Consider the following 19242-nt stretch of genomic DNA (forward strand, 5'->3'; position numbering starts at 1 on the left):
CACCGTTAATTATTGTTCAACCAGATCCAGACCTTGAAACGTCTGGTACACAGCCCTTAATCCTTCTTCTAGTGAAATACGCGCCGACCAGCCCAGCCCGGAAAGCCGGGATACATCCACCAACTTACGCGGCGTTCCGTCAGGAACGGATGTATTAAAAGTAATTTCGCCCTCATAGCCGACTACATTCTTAACTCGTTCAGCCAGCTCACGAATTGAAATATCCTCACCCACACCAATATTGACAATCTCATTTCCCTCATAGCTATTCATCAGAAATAGACAGGCATCAGCCAAATCATCCGAATGAAGAAATTCCCGGCGAGGCGTACCGGAGCCCCATACTTCTACCGTCGGAGAGTGATTCAGCTTAGCCTCATGAAACTTGCGAATCAGCGCAGGCAGTACATGAGAGGTTTGAAGATCAAAATTGTCGCCCGGCCCATATAGATTCGTTGGCATCACGGAAATATAACGGGTTCCGTACTGACGGTTGTAGGACTGACACATTTTAATTCCGGCAATTTTAGCAATCGCATAGGCCTCGTTGGTAGGCTCTAGCTCACCCGTAAGCAGATATTCCTCGCGCAATGGCTGCGGAGCAAATTTGGGATAAATACAGGTCGAGCCGAGGAATAACAGCTTGCTTACATTCGCCCGGTATGCCGCGTCAATCACATTGGTTTGTATAAGCAGATTGTCACGGATAAAATCAGCCGGATATTCGTTATTTGCCAAAATTCCGCCCACCTTGGCCGCTGCCAGAAATACATAATCCACGGGCTCTGTTTCAAAAAAATGATCTACAGCCTCTTTATCACGCAGATCCAGCTCACGGCTTGTGCGAGTAATAATATGACGATATCCCGCTTGCTGAAGCGCGCGGACAATCGCGGAACCTACCAGTCCATTGTGCCCTGCCACATAGATGTTGGAATGAAGCTCCATCCTTCTCTCCTACCCCTCTTTGTTAAATTGACTTTAATATGCATCTTTGGAGCCCAGCAGCACACGAAATGTTTTCAGCATGATGATCATATCCGTGCGGAAACTGCGTCTAGATATGTACTCCAAATCCAGTTCAACCATCTGGTCAAAGCTTAGATGATTGCGACCGCTGATCTGCCATAGTCCAGTGCAGCCCGGTGTAACCGTCAGACGCAGCTTATCCCTCACGGTGTAATCATGGACTTCTCTTGGCAGAGGGGGTCTGGGTCCTACAAGACTCATATGTCCACGCAGTACATTGAAGAGTTGCGGCAGTTCGTCGATGCTCGTTCTGCGAAGAAAGCGACCGACACGGGTAATGCGGGGATCGTCCCGCATTTTAAACATCGCACCCTCAATTTCATTTTCCACCAGCAGTGCAGACAATCTGGCTTCGGCGTCAGATACCATGGAGCGAAATTTGATCATACGAAACGGCCGCTCATGTTTACCAATACGTATTTGATAAAATAATGCACTTCCTTTGGGGTCCTCCAGCTTAATCAACAAAATGACGAGCAGAAATACCGGGCACAGTACGATAATTCCAATAAAAGACAATATAATATCCATACTTCGCTTTACGAACGGATATATGCTCCATCCTTGTCGTCGTTCAAGCCCATGAGTGACCGAATATACATCCACTGACGCGCCCAACGCTTCTGCCTCGTTCGAGCGGGAAGAAGACACGTCTCATCACCTCGCTCCTTATTTACAAATATTATTTATACATTGTTAGGAGAATTTTATATATTCTTATTTCCTCCGATTTATTCATGTCAGATTGCGTTCCTCCATACCACGATCGGTGCGGCGCTTCACGTTATTGAGCACTACACCCAAAATGCGCGCCTTTACTCTTTCCAAATTTGCCTTCGCCTTCTTAACGACGTCCTTTTTGACCTTCCCTGCCTGCACTACCAAAATGACACCATCACACATGGCACTTACAATGAGACCGTCCGGAAAGGACAGTAATGGGGGCGTATCCATCAAAATCACGTCATAATGTTCTTTTAGGTCAACTAGTAGAGCCTTCATTCTACGGGAACTAAGCATCTCGGACGGGTTGGGTGGATTCGGTCCAGCTGTGATTGCATGCAGATGATCAATCCCGGTTTCCTGAACCACCTCCTGCCATGTCTGTTGATTGGCAAGTACTCTTGTCAGTCCCGTATGATTGCGCAAACCAAACATATGATGCAAGGAGGATCGACGCAGATCCATATCCATAACCAGCACTTTTTTCCCCTCTTGCGCATAGGTTACAGCCAAATTGCTAATCGTGACTGTTCTGCCTTCACCCGCCTGAGCAGAAGCCACCATCATCACTTCAATTGGCTCGTCTACAGAAGAAAACTGGATGTTAGTGCGAAGCATGCGGTATTCCTCCGAAACGGAAGACTGAGCATGTAAGGATGTAACGAGCTGATTATTGATTAATCGCGGCATATTGTCCCTCACCTACCTGTTTAGGAGTTGTAGTAGAGCTGTCAGAGCGTCTATCCTCTTTTTTCATTTTTGTAATTAGGGATAATATAGGCAGACCGAGCTCTTTTTCAACATCCTCCTCATTCTTAAATGTATCATCCAATACCTCCAGCAAAAACGCCAAGCCTATTCCTAGCAATAAAGAAATGGCAAAAGCAATAAAAATCTGTATAGCGGGATTATTGTTCACAGGAGCTGCTGGATCATTCAAACTGGCTTCGCTTAGGATGGTGACATTGTCCATTTTCATGATAGAGGGGATTTGCCGTTTGAATACTTTGGCTACCGCATTGACGGTTTTCACAGCCTTTGTATACGACAAGTCGCGGACTGTAACATCCATGACCTGTGAATCACCTGCGGTAGTTACTCTCAATTTTTGCGCCAAAGCTGACGGAGTAACCTTGAGATCGGGGAAGCTGGCGACCACCTGATCCATAATCGCCGAGGAGATCATAATTTGCTTATAGGAGTTCGTTAAGGCTATGTTGGTTTGCACTACACTGTAATCGACAACACCTGCACGATCCGGTCGTGGCGTCTGGTTAATAATGAGCTTTGCAGTAGCTTCATAAACCTGCGGGGTAAAATATACATTTTTTATGCCTACTACAGTACACACCAGCAGTACAATACTGCCAATCAACCACATTCTTTTGCGGATCAAACGGATGTACTCTTTCAACTGCACAAGACCAGTCCTCCCTGCTTGACTTGTTTTCGATGGCATAACGCTTGTACTGATCCTCTGCATGACGGGAAAAGAACGATGCATGACCCTCTAATCTATAGTAAAATGTTGTATAATAGCGCATAGAAGGTCTAGCCAGCGAATAAGCACGAAATGCTCAATCATCGGTGGCCTCTTAGGGTATATTAATGAAGATATAAGTGAAAACTATGAAATGCGGATACGTTATGTAACTTACATAATCAATTTATGATACAAATTGTATCTTGTCAAGCGTAAAATTGCTCTTTTTACCTTTCTTAACCTTGCCTTCAGGAGGAAAAACAGATGAATTATGGAACCCGCATCGCTGAATTACGAGAACTTAAGGGATTAAAACAAGAGGAATTAGCGCAATCCCTCGGAATTACGCGGGCGGCTCTTTCTCACTATGAAAAAAATAGACGCAAGCCAGACTTTGAGACCCTGACCAAGCTCGCTGATATTTTCGAAGTAACCATCGATTACTTGGTGGGACGTACGAGCCAGCCGACAGCCATATTAGATTCAGATGTGAGGGAATTTGTGGATCAGCTTGAACTGTCCGACGAGGATATCCTGCAACGTTTTAACCTGACGATTGACGGACGCACCTTGACTGAGGAAGAAGCCAAGCGTTTTATCGCGTTTGTTCGAATGGAACGAATGATGGAATAATGAAAACGCTGCTGCTCGGTGTTTGGATCAAGTAGGACCAGCAACTGAAATTTACATGCGCTTGTCCTTCCGGCACTTGATGTCATCTACATCGCCATTCAGCCATTCCGGTGTCGTGATCCCACATTGGAGCAAAATGTTCCGGATGTCCAAGTGGATGACAGCTTCGCCTGCTTTCCGTGCGTTGTTTCGAATAAGAGGGCTGTTCTCCCCTAATTCTGTTTCCTTATTCATTCAGCATTAACCTCACTTTATTATTCTTGGTCACCGGAAAGAAATTCCTTACAAACCATGTATGTATAGTCATGAACAAAACTATTATATATGAATACATAGCTGCAATGTTGTCGTCTTATGACGAGAATATAAAAGGATTTTCTTATTTTTTTCTCCATTATACGTAAAGTATTGGCAATTCAGAACGATTTGCAAATAAAAAAGAACCTGCCAGGTCCTATTTTCTCCTGATAGGTTCTTTTTTGCTTTCTATTGAATTGATGTTAGGTATTCATTAGGTAAGGTCCTATATGCATTCAGGTGTGATTAAGCAACCTCGGCTGCCTGAGAAACCTGAGTCCCCCCGGTCGCTCGGACTTTGTAGAAGTAATGACTTCCGTCTTTTACCGTGCGATCCGTATACGTGCTTCCTGCTACTTGCGAGGCAATCACCTGGTAGGCACCGTCTGTCTGGTCGGCACGCAGCACATCATAGGAGGATACGCCTTCTGCTTGAAGCCAATTAATCTTCACCGCTCCATCTTGAATAGAGGCGGCTTTGACCTCTGTTGGAGCAGAGGCTGCGGCCTGGTCTGTGCTTTTTAATTCCAAGATATATTGTACCGATTCGCCAGGCCCCAGCTTTTCTTCAAAATCAAGAGCAGGCGATGCCTTGAGCCCTGATATGGAACGCTGCGCCTGACTGTAGGTGGAACCCGCTCCAAAACGTTCCCCCGTGTACAAGCCGGCTTTTGGCATCGTCACCCTTGCACGAACGGTCTGCGTGGTGGATTCAAAATTGACTAGATTCACCAGCAATTTGTTCGAGGTAGCGCCGCTGCCTGCCAGCGGTTTAAGCTTGGATGTATCGACCGCGCGAACATAAACCATTTTATCCTTGGTATCCTCTGGATTCAGAATGGTATAAGTCAGCGGTTTGCCATGCGTGGCATAAGCTAGACTTAGGCGTCTCATGATCTTAACGCGGGTGTCCTGCCCTTGCCCAAACGGATAGATTTCCGTATTAGCCGGATTGTGGCTTTGTAGATCAAAGCCTGTTTTAAACAGCGTGTAATCCTTATAAAAAGCTGCATGCTGGATAAACATATCAGCAAACCCGATTTGCGAGCGCATAATCCGATCGAATGCGGCAGCTTGTGGCTGACTGGCCCCGTAATCAGGGTTATCTCGATGCGTATCGTTAGTGCCGAACTCCGTATTTAGCATTTTTTTCGCTAGTCCATCGCTCGAACCACCAAAGGTTTTCAAATTTTGAACGAAGCTGCCCCCGCCCTCTTCATTATACGATTCACCGTAGGCGTGTCCGTTGGTCAGGTCGGTGACTTCTTCCAGCTGTTTACGCTGCGCAGGGTCCCGTTCCCATCCATCCGGATCACCACATTTTTGTGTCCCTCCGGTTTGATTTTTGCACGCCTTGGTAGAGTATGTCGGCCAGTAGGCCCAACCCGGCGCTACAGTTTTGAGATGCGGTGCCAATTGTTTGCCTTCCGTATTCAACCACTTAGCCACAGCCAGATCTACCGCCTTGGAACGGTTAAACAAACCAGGTTCATTATCTACTTCATAATATTGAAGGTATGAACCGTATTTTTTTACATAATCACGCAACTTTTGCTTGGCCGTCTCTGGCAGAGTCCCGTCTTTTTGCAGCTTAATATCACCTGTGTATAGATACAAAGCAGACGACTGCATATTATACTGCTTTAACGTTTGATAGTAATCATCCACGTCTGTGCATGCCTTGCCCACATTACTAGCACAGGTGACCCTCATGATGTTGCCGCTATAGGCAATTCCCAGCCATTTGAGAACGTATGGCAGATGCTTAACTGCACCCTGATCATAATAAAATTCTTTATTGTTCACATTCGTACCGGTCAGTATATATTTACCATGTACCGGTTCGGTCGCAGGGGAAGCTAACGTCTCCAAGCTCAAGTCATCCCAAGTCCACCACACATTTTTATCTTCTGCAGAGGAGCAGTATAGGCAGCGCGCTGTCTTTAGCTTGAGTACGTTAACACCGCTTTGCAATTGTTCTTTTGGGATATACAGCTCGTAGTTATCTTTGAAATTATAGGTACTCCCAGTGCCGGATACCCCGGCAATCTGAATAATTCCGGACAACTGATGATTTGAAAAAACAGCCATCTGCGGCACAGCTTTGCCCGCATCCAAAATCCGAACGCGGAATATCATACCATTGGGAGGAATCTGATTCAGCTTATACTGGAGTGTCAGTTCTGGATTCGTCGATGCATTCAATCCGGGAGGAACATCTCCACTGCTGAGCAATACCGGAACTGTTGTATTCTTTGCTTCCGACATCGCCGACAATGTTGCTTTACCAGATGATTCGGTAGAAGTTGCTGCTGCAGAAATATCGATATTATCCCTACCGACCCCCCCTTTAAATTCCGCTGAAGAGTCATCCCTCTGACCCAGCTTCCACACTGGACTGGCTGCCGCTACCTTATCTGTCTGCAATTCTGCACTTTTTGAAGGCGGATATATAAACCAAACGATCATGGCTAGAGCTGCGATACCTAGTAGTCCGGATAATACGACCGCATACCTATGGGTCATCCATTTTTTCATCATATGATACACCCTCTCTCCTCAAAATTTTTGACCGGGAAAGAGTTCTATCAAGGAAGAAACAAAGCGTTTCCGGGAACCACCGCTTTCGCTTCATGCTGACTTTCCCACATCAGACGAGCCATCGCATCGCCTTTTTCATCATAGTATTCCACTTTTAGATTTACCATTTTACCTGCTTCCAAAGCAATGCTACCTTTACGCTCTGTCCAGCTTTGTTTGAACCAACTGTCAATTACCAACGTGCCGTCTACCCATACGCGGATACCATCATCGGATATCGTTGTAAACGTATAGGTTTCACTGTATTGTGGTTTGACTTTACCTGTCCAGCGAACCGAGAACTGGTCGGCATTTACCTTTGGATCAGCAGCAACAGCGCGCCAGTTGTAATCCAGCTTGCTGTCTGTACGAATCAAAACAGGATTGCCGCTCAAATTCATATTGTTGAAATATTCGCCCCGCAGCCCGTTCACATATACCACATCAGGCACGGAAGGAGGAGTCGGAGCTGGGGGTACGACCACTACTGGGGGAGCAGGGATAGGCTCGCTTTGTCCCTCACCCGGTAAGGTCGGTATGTCTGTCCCAGGTAGTTGCATTGCTGCCAGCCCTTTTTTCACATCATCCCGTGTCAAACTCCTTGGATCGTTCATATAATCCTGTATTTGATTGGTTGTGTTATTCTCGGTCAACATGTTGCCCCACGTCATGGAATATACCCATTTCGGCTGAGCCTGCAACACCTCAGAGCTAGGCATCTCACCATGCTCCCCAATGGCAATCGGCTTATTCCGTGCCAGTCCGAGCAATCCTTCATAATGACTTTGCTTAAAATCATTGTTGTAAATGTCTAGTGCCAAAATATCCACTTTGTCATCCCCCGGATATTTCGGAGTATACGGGACAGTGTAAGAATTAGGAGCATTGGGACTCCACACCCACAGCAGGTTGTTCAATTGATGCGTGTTTACAAAACGGTCGTACATGATAGTCCATAGCTGATTGAAATTGTTCTTGTTTCCCCACCAGAACCAGTCGCCATTCATTTCATGGTAAGGTCTCCACAATACCGGAACCCCTGCATCACGAAGCTGCTTTAACGATACAGCGACCTTATCCAGATCGGCAATAAGGAGGTTATACTGCGTAGTGCCTGGCGTTACGTATTTATTGAACTCCGCCTGACTTACTTTTGCCTGCACATTGGCCCAAGTCAGCGGCCTACCCGGCAGCGCTTCATGAAAAGTCATCGTCACAATACCGCCAGATCTGCTCCAAAGAATAGCGCTATCAACGACATTTTTACGTTGTGCTGCTTCTATAGTGTCAGATTGACCAGAGATGGCTCCCATCTCATAGCCGTGCAGACCCACATACGCCTGGCTGATTTTATGGACCTTGTTGCTTAGTTCATCTGGGCTCTCCAAATAATCATGCTGACCAGTGACTGTTTTTTTTCCAGAGATGCTGAGTAAATAATTGTATAGTTCACGGGCCTGAGTAGAAGCGTCCGAATTAACAGGTTGTAATGAAGCGGCATTTACCACAGACAAAAAACCACCAAAACCGACGGGAAACAAAGAAAAAAGCATAACAACGGGGAGCACATGACGTATCAGTCGATACAGAGGAATAAATTTGAATCTCACTTTTGCTCTTCCTTTCGGTAGCTAGGCTGCCATCCTTACGGGAAGGCCCTTTAGCTTTGCGTACCTGCCTTTCGACAGGGCTGCGTTTATCGTTGGAAGGAGTTTGGATTCCTTCTTAACCTAAGTATCGACTTTTTTTTACCAAAATTTAATAGGTCATGTTCATAAATTTACAGGTTTTCGCCCAATTTCGACAGTTTAGGTCATAAATTTTCATCAAATTTTCTTTTTTACGTTTTTACGAAAATAATTATCAGATAAATTGATGACGAGAAATTTCATTCCAATTCATACAAAAGCGTACAATATCCTCTTCAACCAACTCAGAGCCAGTCTGCACTTCAATCAAATCCACATCGGTCACAGCTAAAATGCTATGCTTCGTCCCTTCAGGGATGCGGACGACATCACCAGCCTTCACCTTGTGCAGCTTCTCATTCAAAATAATTTCTGCTTCGCCGCTAATAATAGTCCAGATTTCGCTCCGTTTGAAGTGAAGCTGGTAGCTGATATTTTTACCTTTGCGTACGCGGATTCGTTTGGTCAGAACCTCATTACCCTCGTCATACTTTACATAGTCTACAACCCGATACTGCCCCCAACGACGTTCTTCATACATTGGACGCTGATCATGAGCCTTGAGCACTTCCTTGATGCGTGGACTTTCTGCCTTATTGGTCACAAGAATACCATCTGGGCTAGCAGCTACAATCAGATCATTCGTTCCAATGATCGCCACCGGAATGTCCAACTCATTAATAAGACTCGTATTAACACAATCCTCCGTTACTACCCCTCTGCCCACTTGCTGATGAGACATCTCTTCTGTGAGGGTGTTCCAGGTTCCTAGATCCTTCCAAAAACCATTGTATGGAAGAACGACGATATCCTTTTCCTTCTCGACTACTTCGTAGTCAAAGCTGATTTTTTCCAAAGAAGCATATTGCTTTTGCATTTCTTCATAATTCAGCGGCAAGCCCTTGGCTGCCAAAATATCCAGCAAATAGCTTAATTTGAATGCAAAAACCCCGCAGTTCCATAAAGCATTGCGTTCCATTAGACGTTCCGCCTGCTCCCGGTCGGGTTTCTCTTGAAAATGGCTCACTTCACGGTAGCCTGTGCTACCTTGAATGGCATCGTTTTTTGGAATAATATAACCGTATTTCTCTGAAGGATAGGAAGGGACAACCCCGATTAGTGCAAGCTTTCCTTCACTCTCCTGAAGTGTATGTTCCAGTTGGGCTACGGAAGCAAAGAAAGCATCCTCTACATAAGGATCTACAGGCAATATAGCTATAATTTCATCAGGCGAAACACCTGCAATGGAATATAGATAAGTCGCTGTCAGTGCAATCGCAGGAAAGGTATCTCTGCGTTCCGGCTCAACAATAATGCGCGTATTCGGTCCGACCTGACTCTGGATCATTTCGACCTGCGCTCTTCCTGTCGCAATAAACGAGGATTCGGATAATCCGTTGTCTCCCAATTGTCTCCATACCCGCTGCACCATAGATTCCGAAATCCCTTCCGGGCTCTCCAGGACCTTCAAAAATTGTTTGGAACGGGAATCGTTGGATAACGGCCATAATCTTTTACCGGAACCACCAGACAAAAGTACGAGCTTCATATCTCTCCACTTCCTCTCTATTATGTGTGGGTGATCGAATGGGGCTAGGTTGAGTAGCCCGCTACGGGCTGGATTTGATCTTACGATCGCTGTTGTCGTGGGATTCTTCGGATTGTGTAAGACATTTATATGTAAGAATCCCACTTCAAAGGCGACCGCTCCGTTTCTCCAGATTCAAATCCATTCCTGCGCTACTCAAAAATGCATCATACGATCATACCTTGTGGTGCAAAAGGCACGACCGGACATTATTAAGTCCGGTCAGCCTGTAAAAAACGTTCGGGAGCTCGGCGCTTGCCCGCTGTGCTTGCAAGCTTCTAGAATCGAGGTTTCGTAACGTCTTGCCAAGATTGCTGTGACAATCGCAATGGCGTCTTTACTATACAGGAGCAGCATATCCGCATGGTAAGCTTGCTCCACAGGGGGGCACTGGGCCATAGCCGCATGGTAGGCTTGCTCCACAGGGGACGCTGGGCATAGCCGCATGGCGTCCTTGATCAGAAGGAGCGGCTCAATCATGCCGCTCCTTCTGATCCACCCTTCCTACTCCCATCCCATAAGATGGGAGGTTAAAAACCGTGACTCTGTGTGGAAAAGCAGCGGAGCGGTCCATTTGAATCTGGAGAAGCGCTAGCGTTCGCCTTTGCAGTGGGATTCTTACCTTGGAATGTTCTATAATCCAGAGAATCCCACTGCAACAGCGATCGGAAGATCAAATGGAACGCGTAGCGTCTTCACCCCCGCCACAGCCACAGTCACTTTTTAATCGTCACTTCGGTCACTTTTTAAACTTCCACCTTATCTCTGTTCCACCCACTCATCCGCGGACGACCCACGGAATAGTATTCCAGCCCAGAGCCTTGAATCTGCTCTTCGGTGAATACGTTACGACCGTCAATCAGAACTGGCTTGTGTAGAATGGAGCCCAGTTGCACAAGATCGACTTTTTTGAACTCTTCCCAATCCGTCAGCAGGCAGACAGCATCGCTTTTTTCGGCGGCTTGCTGCGGGGAGGAGCACCATACAATATTCGGATGATCCACGCGCTCCTTGAATTTATCCATCGCAATCGGATCATATAGCTTGACAACAGCTCCTGCTTGAATGAGCGTTTCTACGATTTCCAGTGCTGGAGCTTCGCGGATATCATCTGTATTAGGCTTGAAGGCGAGGCCCCAAATGCCAATGGATACGCCGTTTAGCTGACCCAGCGATTCACGCAGCTTGGATACAATCATAAAGCGTTGGTCGGTATTCACTTCGACCACCGATTTTAACAACTTGAACTCATAGTCTACATTACCTGCAATTTGGATGAGCGCATTCGTATCTTTCGGGAAGCAAGAGCCCCCGTATCCAATCCCTGCTTGCAGGAAAGAGGAACCGATCCGTTTGTCCATACCCATACCTTCAGCCACGCAGGTAACGTCAGCGCCAACCTTTTCACAAATATTAGCAATTTCGTTAATAAAGGAAATTTTAGTTGCCAGAAACGCATTGGAGGCATATTTGATCATTTCAGCACTGCGGATATCCGTCACATAGATTTTATCTGTGAAAACTTGATGCAGAGTGACCATCGTTTCACGCAAACCTGTATTGTCCAAACCAATAATGATTCGATCTGGATAAAGCGTATCATTGATGGCTGAACCTTCTCTCAGGAACTCCGGCGCGGATACAATATCAAACGACAAGCTCGTATGACGAGCGACTACATCCTTAATCTTTTCGTTCGTTCCGACAGGTACGGTACTCTTGGTCATAATAATCTTGTACCCGTTCATGGCTTTCCCGACATCAGCGGCCGCCTGTTCAATGTAGGACAAATTCGCCTCGCCATTAGCCAGTGAAGGTGTACCTACCGCTAAAATGATGACATCCGATCGGCGTACCGCATCGGCCAAATCCGAGGTAAACTCCAAACGACCAGCTTCCAGATTCAACGCGATCAATTCCTCAATACCCGGTTCATAAATCGGAGATTCCGCACGATTCAACATGTCGATTTTGTACTGCTCCAGGTCGACACAAATCACCTCATTACCTTTTTGCGCAAAACATACACCCGAGACGAGCCCAACGTATCCAGTACCAATTACAGCCAGCTTCATTCCGTTCATCCTCCTTTTAGAAAGTTCACATAGGCTTGTTCTACATACTTTTTTAGTTGATCCTTGAAGTTATCTTCATCAAATTTGCGAGCATGGTTAATGATATCGTCCACATTCCATGCATGTTGCTCAACCTTTGCGACGGCCTCCAGCACATCGTCTACCTGATGCTTGCGGAAAAATACGCCGTTCACATGAGGAACAATCGTATCCAGCGCTCCCCCGCCCTGAAAAGCGATAACCGGCCGTCCGGCCGCATTCGCCTCCAAAGGCGTAATACCGAAGTCCTCTTCCCCTGGAAAAACGAGCGCCCGACATTCCGCCATCAGCTTGTTAACCTCTTCATCCTCAAGTCTGCCGAGGAACTCAATGTTCGGGGCAGCCATGGCTTCGAGTCGTTTACGATCCGGTCCTTCGCCAACGATGCGCAGCTTGAGACCGTTACGTTTGAATGCCTCAATCGCGAGATCAATGCGCTTATAAGACACCAATCGGGATACGATCAAATAATAGTCACCGATGCTTGTAGCACGTTTAAAACGGGATGTATTGATAGGAGGGAAAATAACATCTGCCTCCCGTTGGTAATAGTGCAGAATTCTCCGCTTGACGACGGAAGAATTGGCGACAAACTGGTCTACGTTGCGAGAAGTTTTGGCATCCCATGTTTTCAGCCTGTTCATGTACAGCTTTAGCATATTTTTGAGCAGGTTGGATTTGGACTGCCGGGCCATATATGTATCGTAATCCCAGGCAAACCGCATCGGTGTGTGACAATAACAAATGTGAAACGTATGCTTTGGTACCTGGATGCTTTTCATAAATGCGCTGCTGGAGCTTAAAACAATGTCGAAATCCCTAAAATCAAAATCACGGATAGCGATGGGATACAGCGGCAGCACTCCTTTGAAGTTGGCCTTCACTCCTGGGATGTTTTGTAGCCAAGTGGCTCTAATATCCGCATCCTTCAAGTTACGCGACAGACGCTCATCGCTGAACACTGTTGTGAAGATGGGAGCCTCCGGATACATATCATGGAATACCTCCACTACCCTTTCCGCTCCGCCCATTTGGATTAAGTAATCATGTGCTATCGCTATTTTCATCTGAATCATCCTTTAACGCGAATGTCGGTCAGACTCCTGCCAACAAACCCTTATAGTAATGAACTATATCCTTAACAGTGTTCTCGATGACAAAATGCTTCTTGACCCGTTCCATCCCTTTCTCACCCATCTGCTGACGTTCTTGTGGATGCTCCAGCATCCAGCGGATGGCTGCTTCCAGCTTGGCTGGGTCTCCCGGTTCAATGAGCAGCCCGGTTTCATTGGGTACTACCGTTTCCTTGGGACCACCTTCATTTGAAGCAATCACGGGCAAGCCTGCGGCCATGCCCTCAATAATGACCTGACCGAATGGTTCCGGTGTAATGGAGGTATGAATGAGCAAATCACAGCGCTGCATCAGGCCCTGAATGTCATCGACGTGTCCCATCAGATTGACGTTTGTCAATCCGTATTCGCGCATCGTGGATTCCAAACGTTGTTTGTATTCCTCTTCTCCGAACAACGCATCTCCAGCCAGCCAGAATTTCACACGCTGATCTGGTAAAAAAGAGCGGGCCGCTTCCAGTAAAATATGTTGTCCTTTCCATTCCGCCAATCTGCCAACCAATACAACGTTAAACGAGTCATCGCCACGTACATGCGCAGCCGAATCACGAGCTGTAATTGCTTTGGCAAAAGCGGAGTAGACGACAAGCGTCTTTTTGTCCGGAGGTAATTCCAACGCACTCAGCGTGGATTTGGAATTGGCAATCACTCCGTTGGGCAAAAAGCGGGACATCAGCCGAATCCCTTTGGCCACAATCGGCTTCAGATACGGCGGACCGATATGGTCACGGATATGCCAGATCAATGGCAACTTCGCTGATTTGGCCGCTACTGCACCATATAGTGCAGACTTGAGTGAGTTCGTGTGGACACACACGACTTTTTCCTCACGCAGCAATGGCGCGAGTTTTCTGCCGTAAGCCAGCAAGCGAAAGGCTGCTGCAGGCGCACCCAGATTAACGGCATTCCGTCCCCGATTACGAATCGAATCATCTAAGGGAACGATACGCACATCAATATTACGCTGGCGAAGCCGATCCGCCAAATCGCCCTCCTCCGCCAAAATAACGAGCGGATCGATATGTTCTCCGATATTCGTCAGGATGTTATACAAAGCGACTTCGCCGCCGCTCCATCTTGCCGTATGGTCAATATAAGCCACTCTCATCATTTCGCCGCCGCCTTTCTGTCAAGGACCTGTCGGAACACTTCTTCCACCTGTTCCGCTACATGTCCCCATGTGTATCTGCTCAGGACATGGTCCCGGCATTCCTGTGCATTCGGTAGAAGTTCACGATGATCCAGGACACGCAGCAGCCCTTCAGCAATGGCTTCACTGTCCGTCCCCTGGAACAGTAGCTCAGGACGGAAACCTCTTAAAATTTCCTTGTTGCCGCCTACAGGAGTAGCCAGTACAGGCAGTCCCGAAGCCATCGCCTCGACGGTGATCAAACCGAAACCCTCTAGCGCCTGTGTTGGGACAACAAACAAATTCGAGGCTTGATGGTACAGGGGCAGCTCCTCATCCGACACATAACCAAGCAGCCTTACATGGTTATGAAGATTGTATTCCGCCACCTTGGAAGCCAATTCCTCCATCAAGGGACCTCTCCCCCCAATCAGCAGCAGATGATCAGGATGTCGCTCGGTTACTCGTCGCCATGCTTCGAGCAGTTGCAGCAGTCCCATGCGATTCACAAGACGACGAACGGTTAGCACAATCGTCGCATCTTGTGGCAAATTCAGCTGCTTTCGTACGGCTGCCCGATCCTCTGCCGGATGGAATCTTTCTACATTTGCCGCACCGGGAATCACATGGATTTTGCTAAGTGGAACTTTATAGTGCTCATGTAAAATATCGCGAAAAGTCTCGCTTAGCACTATAAATTTATCCGCCAGACCATAAGCTTTCATTTCAATGGATTTGGCCAACGTCGTTTTTAGAAAATGCTTAATTCCCTGTCCTTCAATCTTTAATTCCTCCGTCCAGGGTCCGTGGAAAGTGGTAACGACGGGGATTCCTCTTTTTTTCGCCTCTAGTGCCGGCCCGACACCATAGGGAGCAAAGTGGGAATACAGCACATCGATCGGTTGCTTGTCGAACAGCTCTGCTGCATATTTTTGCATCAGATCTCTGCGCTTCCAGATAGATTGCTGCTTGCTGCCAATCGAATGAATCCGAATACGGTCTTGCGCCTGCGGCTGCTCATCACTACAGATGAGAGCATCCAGCGTATTGCCTTCTAGCGTAAGCTGCTCACAGATGGACTTGAAATAGGTGTTGAGACCGCCCGCCTGCAGTGACGGCCAGCTGAGCCCCGTGGCGGCAATACGAAATCCGTTATTGTACGACATAGCTGGTTTCTCCTTTCTGCTCGGTCTGTCCGTCATCTACGATTTCTATCTTTTTTCTCCGCTTGGTTAGCTCATAGTGCTTGAAGCAGACGAGAAACTCATACATGACCCAGAAAACGGCTACTGCAAAACCCGCTAACCCCTTGCGATATAAGCCTTGAACAAAATACTTCTGTACAAAACGGGCCGGAGGCCTCCACAATAGTCTGGTAATCCGAAAGGATCTCCCTTTGTTAAATGCCGTCTCTGCTTCCAGATCTGTATATTTGTTGAAACGGGTCATATGATCACTGATGCTGCGGAAGCCATAGTGCCATAACACGCCCTCCAGATTGACGATCTGGGAAGAGGCTACATCCGGCATTTCATGAACAAGGCTATTGGTAATGCCATAAATTTGCCGATTGTACAAACGAACCAAGTACTCACCCTTGTTCATCCATTTGCCGAGAAAATCGCCAATGCGAAATACGGAATAGGCTTTGGCAGGATCGTGGAGCGTTTCCTTTACTTTCAACAATTCACCAAGCAACTCTGCATCCACTACTTCGTCTGTATCTATCAGAAAAATCCAATCAAATTCCGCTTTATCAACACCAAACATGCGCTGTTTGGCATAACCGGGCCATGGGTTGGAAAACACCCGACAGCCCAATGATTCAGCTACCTGAATCGTATTGTCCTTGCTCCCTCCGTCAATGACGACGATATCGTCCGCAAAGGGCTGGCAGGATTTAATGGCAGCTGTGATTCGAATGCCATCATCCTGAGCGATAATAACTACGGATATCCGGTTGTCCGCGGGAACGCTAGACATGTGGTTCATTAGCGGGTGCCTCCTTCTTTATCTAACCGTTAACTGGCTTTTTCCGGATGTAATGTGACATCGTTGATCGGAGCCATTGAAAATCTTGTTTGGAAATAAGCAGTCTTGGAATTTTCATTTTCAGAACGAATTTAACATTACATAAAATGAAAACGAACCGTAAAATCCCCGAAGACAACATTGCTATCCCTGCACCCGTCAATCCATATCTCGGCACGAGTATGGACAGCAATGGAATGACGAGCGCCAATCCGACACCCTGTAGAATGGTAACCAGCTTTGGCTTGCCCAACGCCATAAATTGTTGTGCCAACACCATGGTACCTCCACTGATAGCAACCTCAAGCACCAGAAACCGGAATACCGTAAGCGCTTGTTTAAACTCTTGACCATATAACAAAGTAAATACGAACGGAGCAATCAGCATTAACATCAGCGCAGCCAAAAAGGTTGCCGTTGAAGTGATTCGAAATGCCCGAAAGGTGATGGCTACCGCCTCTTCCTTATCCAGACCAGAGGCTTTGGGAAACAGCACGACAATGATCGAGGTTGAAAATACATTCACCATCCGGGCCAGGCTGACCGCTACCGCATATAACCCGAGATCAGCAGGTCTGAGCAGACCCGCAATCAAAATCTGGTCAATGTATGTGGAAACTTGCCCCATCAGATCATTTCCGTATGAACCCATACCGTAGGTAAAGAGATTTTTAAATTGCGTCCAGCTGTTCTTTACCTTCGGTTTGTACAGCCGAATCATTCGTATCGTGACGCCGATATAGATCGGCATGCCTGGCAGTAAATAGGCCAATGCTGAGGTGTACGGATTCATCGTCCCTGTCAGGATCAGAATCGCCAGACCCAGCAGCGTACTTAGGGGTACCAGATACCGGAATAAATTGTACTGTTTATATTCCGAGCGAACTTGAAGCAACGCATTATTGATCTGTGAAATCGCTATAAGCGGACACATCATCATGGAGCACTGCGCGAAAAGTATGACCGATGAAGAAAAAGAGCGCAGCCAATAAGGAATTAGAAATACCCCGATGAGTGTCGCCAGACCCCCGAACACCGAAGCCAGCAGCAAGGCCAGACCATACAGCTTGCCTGTTTCCTCAGGCTTCCTTTTGGCATTGTAAATCAATGCAGACGGAACACCGAAGCTCATGCAGAAGGCAAGAAATTGGGACCAGTTCACCATCGCTGTCTGTTCCCCGCGTCCAGTCGGACCCAAGAATCGTGCCGTCAGCACACCAGTCAGCATATTCACGACGAGAATCAGCATACTGAATATCATCGTTTTTACTGCTGCAGAGCTGTTATTTTTGCTTTTGGCAAACCGAATCACCGTGGACCATAGCGTCCGGACAGGTGCGGATAATGCTTGTAAGTTTTGCACAGCCTTTACCTTCTTTCCGCGATGACGTCTTTTGCCCATAGTCCTATTCCGATCATCATCCAGATCAAATAGCCGCGCATACCGGGGAAACCGTTATCCGATATGAGACTGGCTACAGCTCCGGCCCATGTAGCCAACGCCAGTCTAATATAAGGCTGACTGGAATTCCGTTCGGCAATACGGACGAGAAGGCGCTTGATGATAACGAACAGACCTCCGAAGAAAAAGAATGCTCCGCAAATACCGAAGGTGAGGAAAATGGCTATATATCCATTATCCATAATCCCAAGTTCACCGAGATCGCCGCCGTTATCAAGCTTGGTTCCAATTCCTACACTCCCGATCCCCTGCCCGACCGGATTGCTAGTAATCGCCGGAAGCATCGTATGCAGTAAATCCAGACGTTCATTGTACGAATGATCCTGTTGAATATCTGTCAACGTCTGCATGCGAGCCACCAAACCTTCTGCCCCCGGAAGTTTTGGAACTATAAAGTAGAGAAGAAGGCCGACGACAGCCAGTTGAAACAGGGTCTTCCACTTTCCTTTGGAGGATGAGCTGAGGATGTAAGCCAGCAACATGACGAATGCAATCAGCCAGGCAGAACGTACCAGCGTGACCAAGAGACACACGACTGTCAGCAGGACTCCAACCCATCCCAAAGTGCCTCGCCACCGTTTTTCCATCAGCATCGGTACAAGTGCCATTGCCAGGAAAATAGCGCATGGGCCGGGCGAGTTCATGGAAGAAAACACTCTGATTTGAATCGGTTCTGGCACACCAATGGAGTTCATTTCCACATGATTCATCCAAAATGCATCCCAAGGAGGCACCGTCAAGTACTGAATAATGCCGTATATCGCGACAAAGACAGCAATGTTAGCATATGAATACAGCAATCGGTCCAGCTCTCTTGCTTTCATTGGCTTAATCGCTAGATAAGGCAATAGAAGCAAAGGAACCACATAATTGGCCAAATCATATGCAAAAACGATGCCATTTTTGAATAACCCGACCACACTTCCGTAGGCCAATTCTATGCCGAAAAATACAGCAATTCGAGTTAATGGCTTTTCCGCCAGATGAATACCCCGCAGCACGGGAATAATCAACATGCTGCTTACCAGCAGTGGCGCCACGCTCAGCAGGGACACCGAGTGATACGTTCCCTCCATCCAATCTGCAATTCGGCGGATTTCCGGGCCTACTGCCCACACCACCAGTGTGTAAGGAATCAGAAGCCGTGATTGCAAGATTGCCAGCAGGAAGGCCGGAAAAACGAGCGCCAACAGTATGGCTCCCTGTTGACTCATGGTAGGATTCATCTTGGCGCTGGCAAATCCGATGCCGAGTGGCAGCATACAAGCCAGCACCCCCATGCAGATCATGCCGATTCCGCGCCGATTTCCTAGCCAGACGGAAAGCTGCTGATCTGCCAACCGACTTATGTT

Annotated in this window: 17 protein-coding genes and 1 riboswitch; of the genes, 1 reads left to right on the top strand and 16 read right to left on the bottom strand. The window is 47.2% G+C overall.

All coding sequences use genetic code 11. From position 1 onward, the window contains the following. Positions 1-9: 9 nt before the first annotated feature. The 4 genes from fcl to ACQQ6X_RS10970 form a co-directional block, all read right to left on the bottom strand. The gene (gene fcl / locus ACQQ6X_RS10955; protein ID WP_305165338.1) at positions 10-948 is read right to left on the bottom strand and encodes a GDP-L-fucose synthase; all 939 of its coding nucleotides are present in this window, start codon (positions 946-948) and stop codon (positions 10-12) included. A gap of 33 nt (positions 949-981) precedes the next feature. Then, positions 982-1680, bottom strand: coding sequence for a sugar transferase (locus ACQQ6X_RS10960; protein WP_149035709.1), 699 nt, complete (start codon positions 1678-1680; stop codon positions 982-984). An 84-nt stretch (positions 1681-1764) separates the two neighbouring features. Then, positions 1765-2442, bottom strand: a complete 678-nt coding sequence (locus tag ACQQ6X_RS10965) for a CpsD/CapB family tyrosine-protein kinase (RefSeq protein ID WP_149035708.1) — start codon at positions 2440-2442, stop codon at positions 1765-1767. Next, a complete protein-coding gene (locus tag ACQQ6X_RS10970; RefSeq protein ID WP_305165339.1) occupies positions 2423-3172 on the bottom strand; it encodes a YveK family protein in 750 nt (249 codons plus the stop codon). The genes ACQQ6X_RS10965 and ACQQ6X_RS10970 overlap by 20 nt, the downstream gene beginning before the upstream one ends. Positions 3173-3499: 327 nt before the next feature. Between ACQQ6X_RS10970 and ACQQ6X_RS10975 the strand changes: the two genes are divergently transcribed. Next, positions 3500-3868 carry a helix-turn-helix domain-containing protein gene (locus ACQQ6X_RS10975; RefSeq protein ID WP_305165340.1) on the top strand — a complete coding sequence of 123 codons (369 nt, stop codon included), beginning with the start codon at positions 3500-3502 and terminating at the stop codon, positions 3866-3868. A 51-nt stretch (positions 3869-3919) separates the two neighbouring features. Here the strand turns inward: ACQQ6X_RS10975 and ACQQ6X_RS10980 are convergent, their stop codons facing one another. From ACQQ6X_RS10980 to ACQQ6X_RS11035, 12 genes are all read right to left on the bottom strand, one after another. Beyond that, entirely contained in the window at positions 3920-4102 is a 183-nt protein-coding gene (locus ACQQ6X_RS10980) for a hypothetical protein (RefSeq protein WP_149035705.1), read from the bottom strand. Between the two features lie 309 nt (positions 4103-4411). Next, on the bottom strand, positions 4412-6706 hold the full coding sequence (locus ACQQ6X_RS10985; protein ID WP_305165341.1) for a hypothetical protein: 2295 nt from the start codon (positions 6704-6706) through the stop codon (positions 4412-4414). Positions 6707-6753: 47 nt separating this feature from the next. Further along, complete coding sequence (locus tag ACQQ6X_RS10990) at positions 6754-8355, bottom strand: glycosyl hydrolase (protein WP_305165342.1); 1602 nt, start codon at positions 8353-8355, stop codon at positions 6754-6756. Between the two features lie 13 nt (positions 8356-8368). Then, positions 8369-8450, bottom strand: a riboswitch (cyclic di-GMP riboswitch). 158 nt (positions 8451-8608) lie between these two features. Then, entirely contained in the window at positions 8609-9982 is a 1374-nt protein-coding gene (locus ACQQ6X_RS10995; RefSeq protein ID WP_305165343.1) for a sugar phosphate nucleotidyltransferase, read from the bottom strand. Positions 9983-10243: 261 nt separating this feature from the next. Next, complete coding sequence (locus tag ACQQ6X_RS11000; protein ID WP_305165344.1) at positions 10244-10501, bottom strand: hypothetical protein; 258 nt, start codon at positions 10499-10501, stop codon at positions 10244-10246. Positions 10502-10767: 266 nt separating this feature from the next. Then, entirely contained in the window at positions 10768-12096 is a 1329-nt protein-coding gene (locus ACQQ6X_RS11005; RefSeq protein WP_305165345.1) for a UDP-glucose dehydrogenase family protein, read from the bottom strand. A 5-nt stretch (positions 12097-12101) separates the two neighbouring features. Continuing rightward, positions 12102-13202 (bottom strand): glycosyltransferase, encoded by a 1101-nt coding sequence (locus tag ACQQ6X_RS11010; protein ID WP_064795460.1) that lies wholly within the window; start codon positions 13200-13202, stop codon positions 12102-12104. 28 nt (positions 13203-13230) lie between these two features. Then, the gene (locus ACQQ6X_RS11015) at positions 13231-14379 is read right to left on the bottom strand and encodes a glycosyltransferase family 4 protein (protein ID WP_149035699.1); all 1149 of its coding nucleotides are present in this window, start codon (positions 14377-14379) and stop codon (positions 13231-13233) included. Continuing rightward, entirely contained in the window at positions 14376-15563 is a 1188-nt protein-coding gene (locus ACQQ6X_RS11020; protein ID WP_305165346.1) for a glycosyltransferase family 4 protein, read from the bottom strand. Before ACQQ6X_RS11020 ends, ACQQ6X_RS11015 begins: the two co-directional genes overlap by 4 nt. Continuing rightward, complete coding sequence (locus ACQQ6X_RS11025) at positions 15550-16389, bottom strand: glycosyltransferase family 2 protein (RefSeq protein WP_305165347.1); 840 nt, start codon at positions 16387-16389, stop codon at positions 15550-15552. The genes ACQQ6X_RS11020 and ACQQ6X_RS11025 overlap by 14 nt, the downstream gene beginning before the upstream one ends. 22 nt (positions 16390-16411) lie before the next feature. After that, positions 16412-17791 carry a lipopolysaccharide biosynthesis protein gene (locus ACQQ6X_RS11030; protein ID WP_305165348.1) on the bottom strand — a complete coding sequence of 460 codons (1380 nt, stop codon included), beginning with the start codon at positions 17789-17791 and terminating at the stop codon, positions 16412-16414. 5 nt (positions 17792-17796) lie between these two features. After that, complete coding sequence (locus ACQQ6X_RS11035) at positions 17797-19239, bottom strand: O-antigen ligase family protein (protein ID WP_369425855.1); 1443 nt, start codon at positions 19237-19239, stop codon at positions 17797-17799. Positions 19240-19242: the final 3 nt, after the last annotated feature.

The sequence above is a fragment of the Paenibacillus ottowii genome (assembly GCF_050516475.1).
GTDB classification, from domain to species: Bacteria; Bacillota; Bacilli; order Paenibacillales; family Paenibacillaceae; genus Paenibacillus; species Paenibacillus ottowii.

Coding starts and splice junctions, on each gene's coding strand:
- fcl (WP_305165338.1), bottom strand. CDS start 948: ATGGAGCTTCATTCCAACATCTATGTGGCAGGGCACAATGGACTGGTA.
- ACQQ6X_RS10965 (WP_149035708.1), bottom strand. CDS start 2,442: ATGCCGCGATTAATCAATAATCAGCTCGTTACATCCTTACATGCTCAG.
- ACQQ6X_RS10975 (WP_305165340.1), top strand. CDS start 3,500: ATGAATTATGGAACCCGCATCGCTGAATTACGAGAACTTAAGGGATTA.
- ACQQ6X_RS10980 (WP_149035705.1), bottom strand. CDS start 4,102: ATGAATAAGGAAACAGAATTAGGGGAGAACAGCCCTCTTATTCGAAAC.
- ACQQ6X_RS10985 (WP_305165341.1), bottom strand. CDS start 6,706: ATGATGAAAAAATGGATGACCCATAGGTATGCGGTCGTATTATCCGGA.
- ACQQ6X_RS10995 (WP_305165343.1), bottom strand. CDS start 9,982: ATGAAGCTCGTACTTTTGTCTGGTGGTTCCGGTAAAAGATTATGGCCG.
- ACQQ6X_RS11000 (WP_305165344.1), bottom strand. CDS start 10,501: ATGATTGAGCCGCTCCTTCTGATCAAGGACGCCATGCGGCTATGCCCA.
- ACQQ6X_RS11005 (WP_305165345.1), bottom strand. CDS start 12,096: ATGAAGCTGGCTGTAATTGGTACTGGATACGTTGGGCTCGTCTCGGGT.
- ACQQ6X_RS11010 (WP_064795460.1), bottom strand. CDS start 13,202: ATGAAAATAGCGATAGCACATGATTACTTAATCCAAATGGGCGGAGCG.
- ACQQ6X_RS11015 (WP_149035699.1), bottom strand. CDS start 14,379: ATGATGAGAGTGGCTTATATTGACCATACGGCAAGATGGAGCGGCGGC.
- ACQQ6X_RS11020 (WP_305165346.1), bottom strand. CDS start 15,563: ATGTCGTACAATAACGGATTTCGTATTGCCGCCACGGGGCTCAGCTGG.
- ACQQ6X_RS11025 (WP_305165347.1), bottom strand. CDS start 16,389: ATGAACCACATGTCTAGCGTTCCCGCGGACAACCGGATATCCGTAGTT.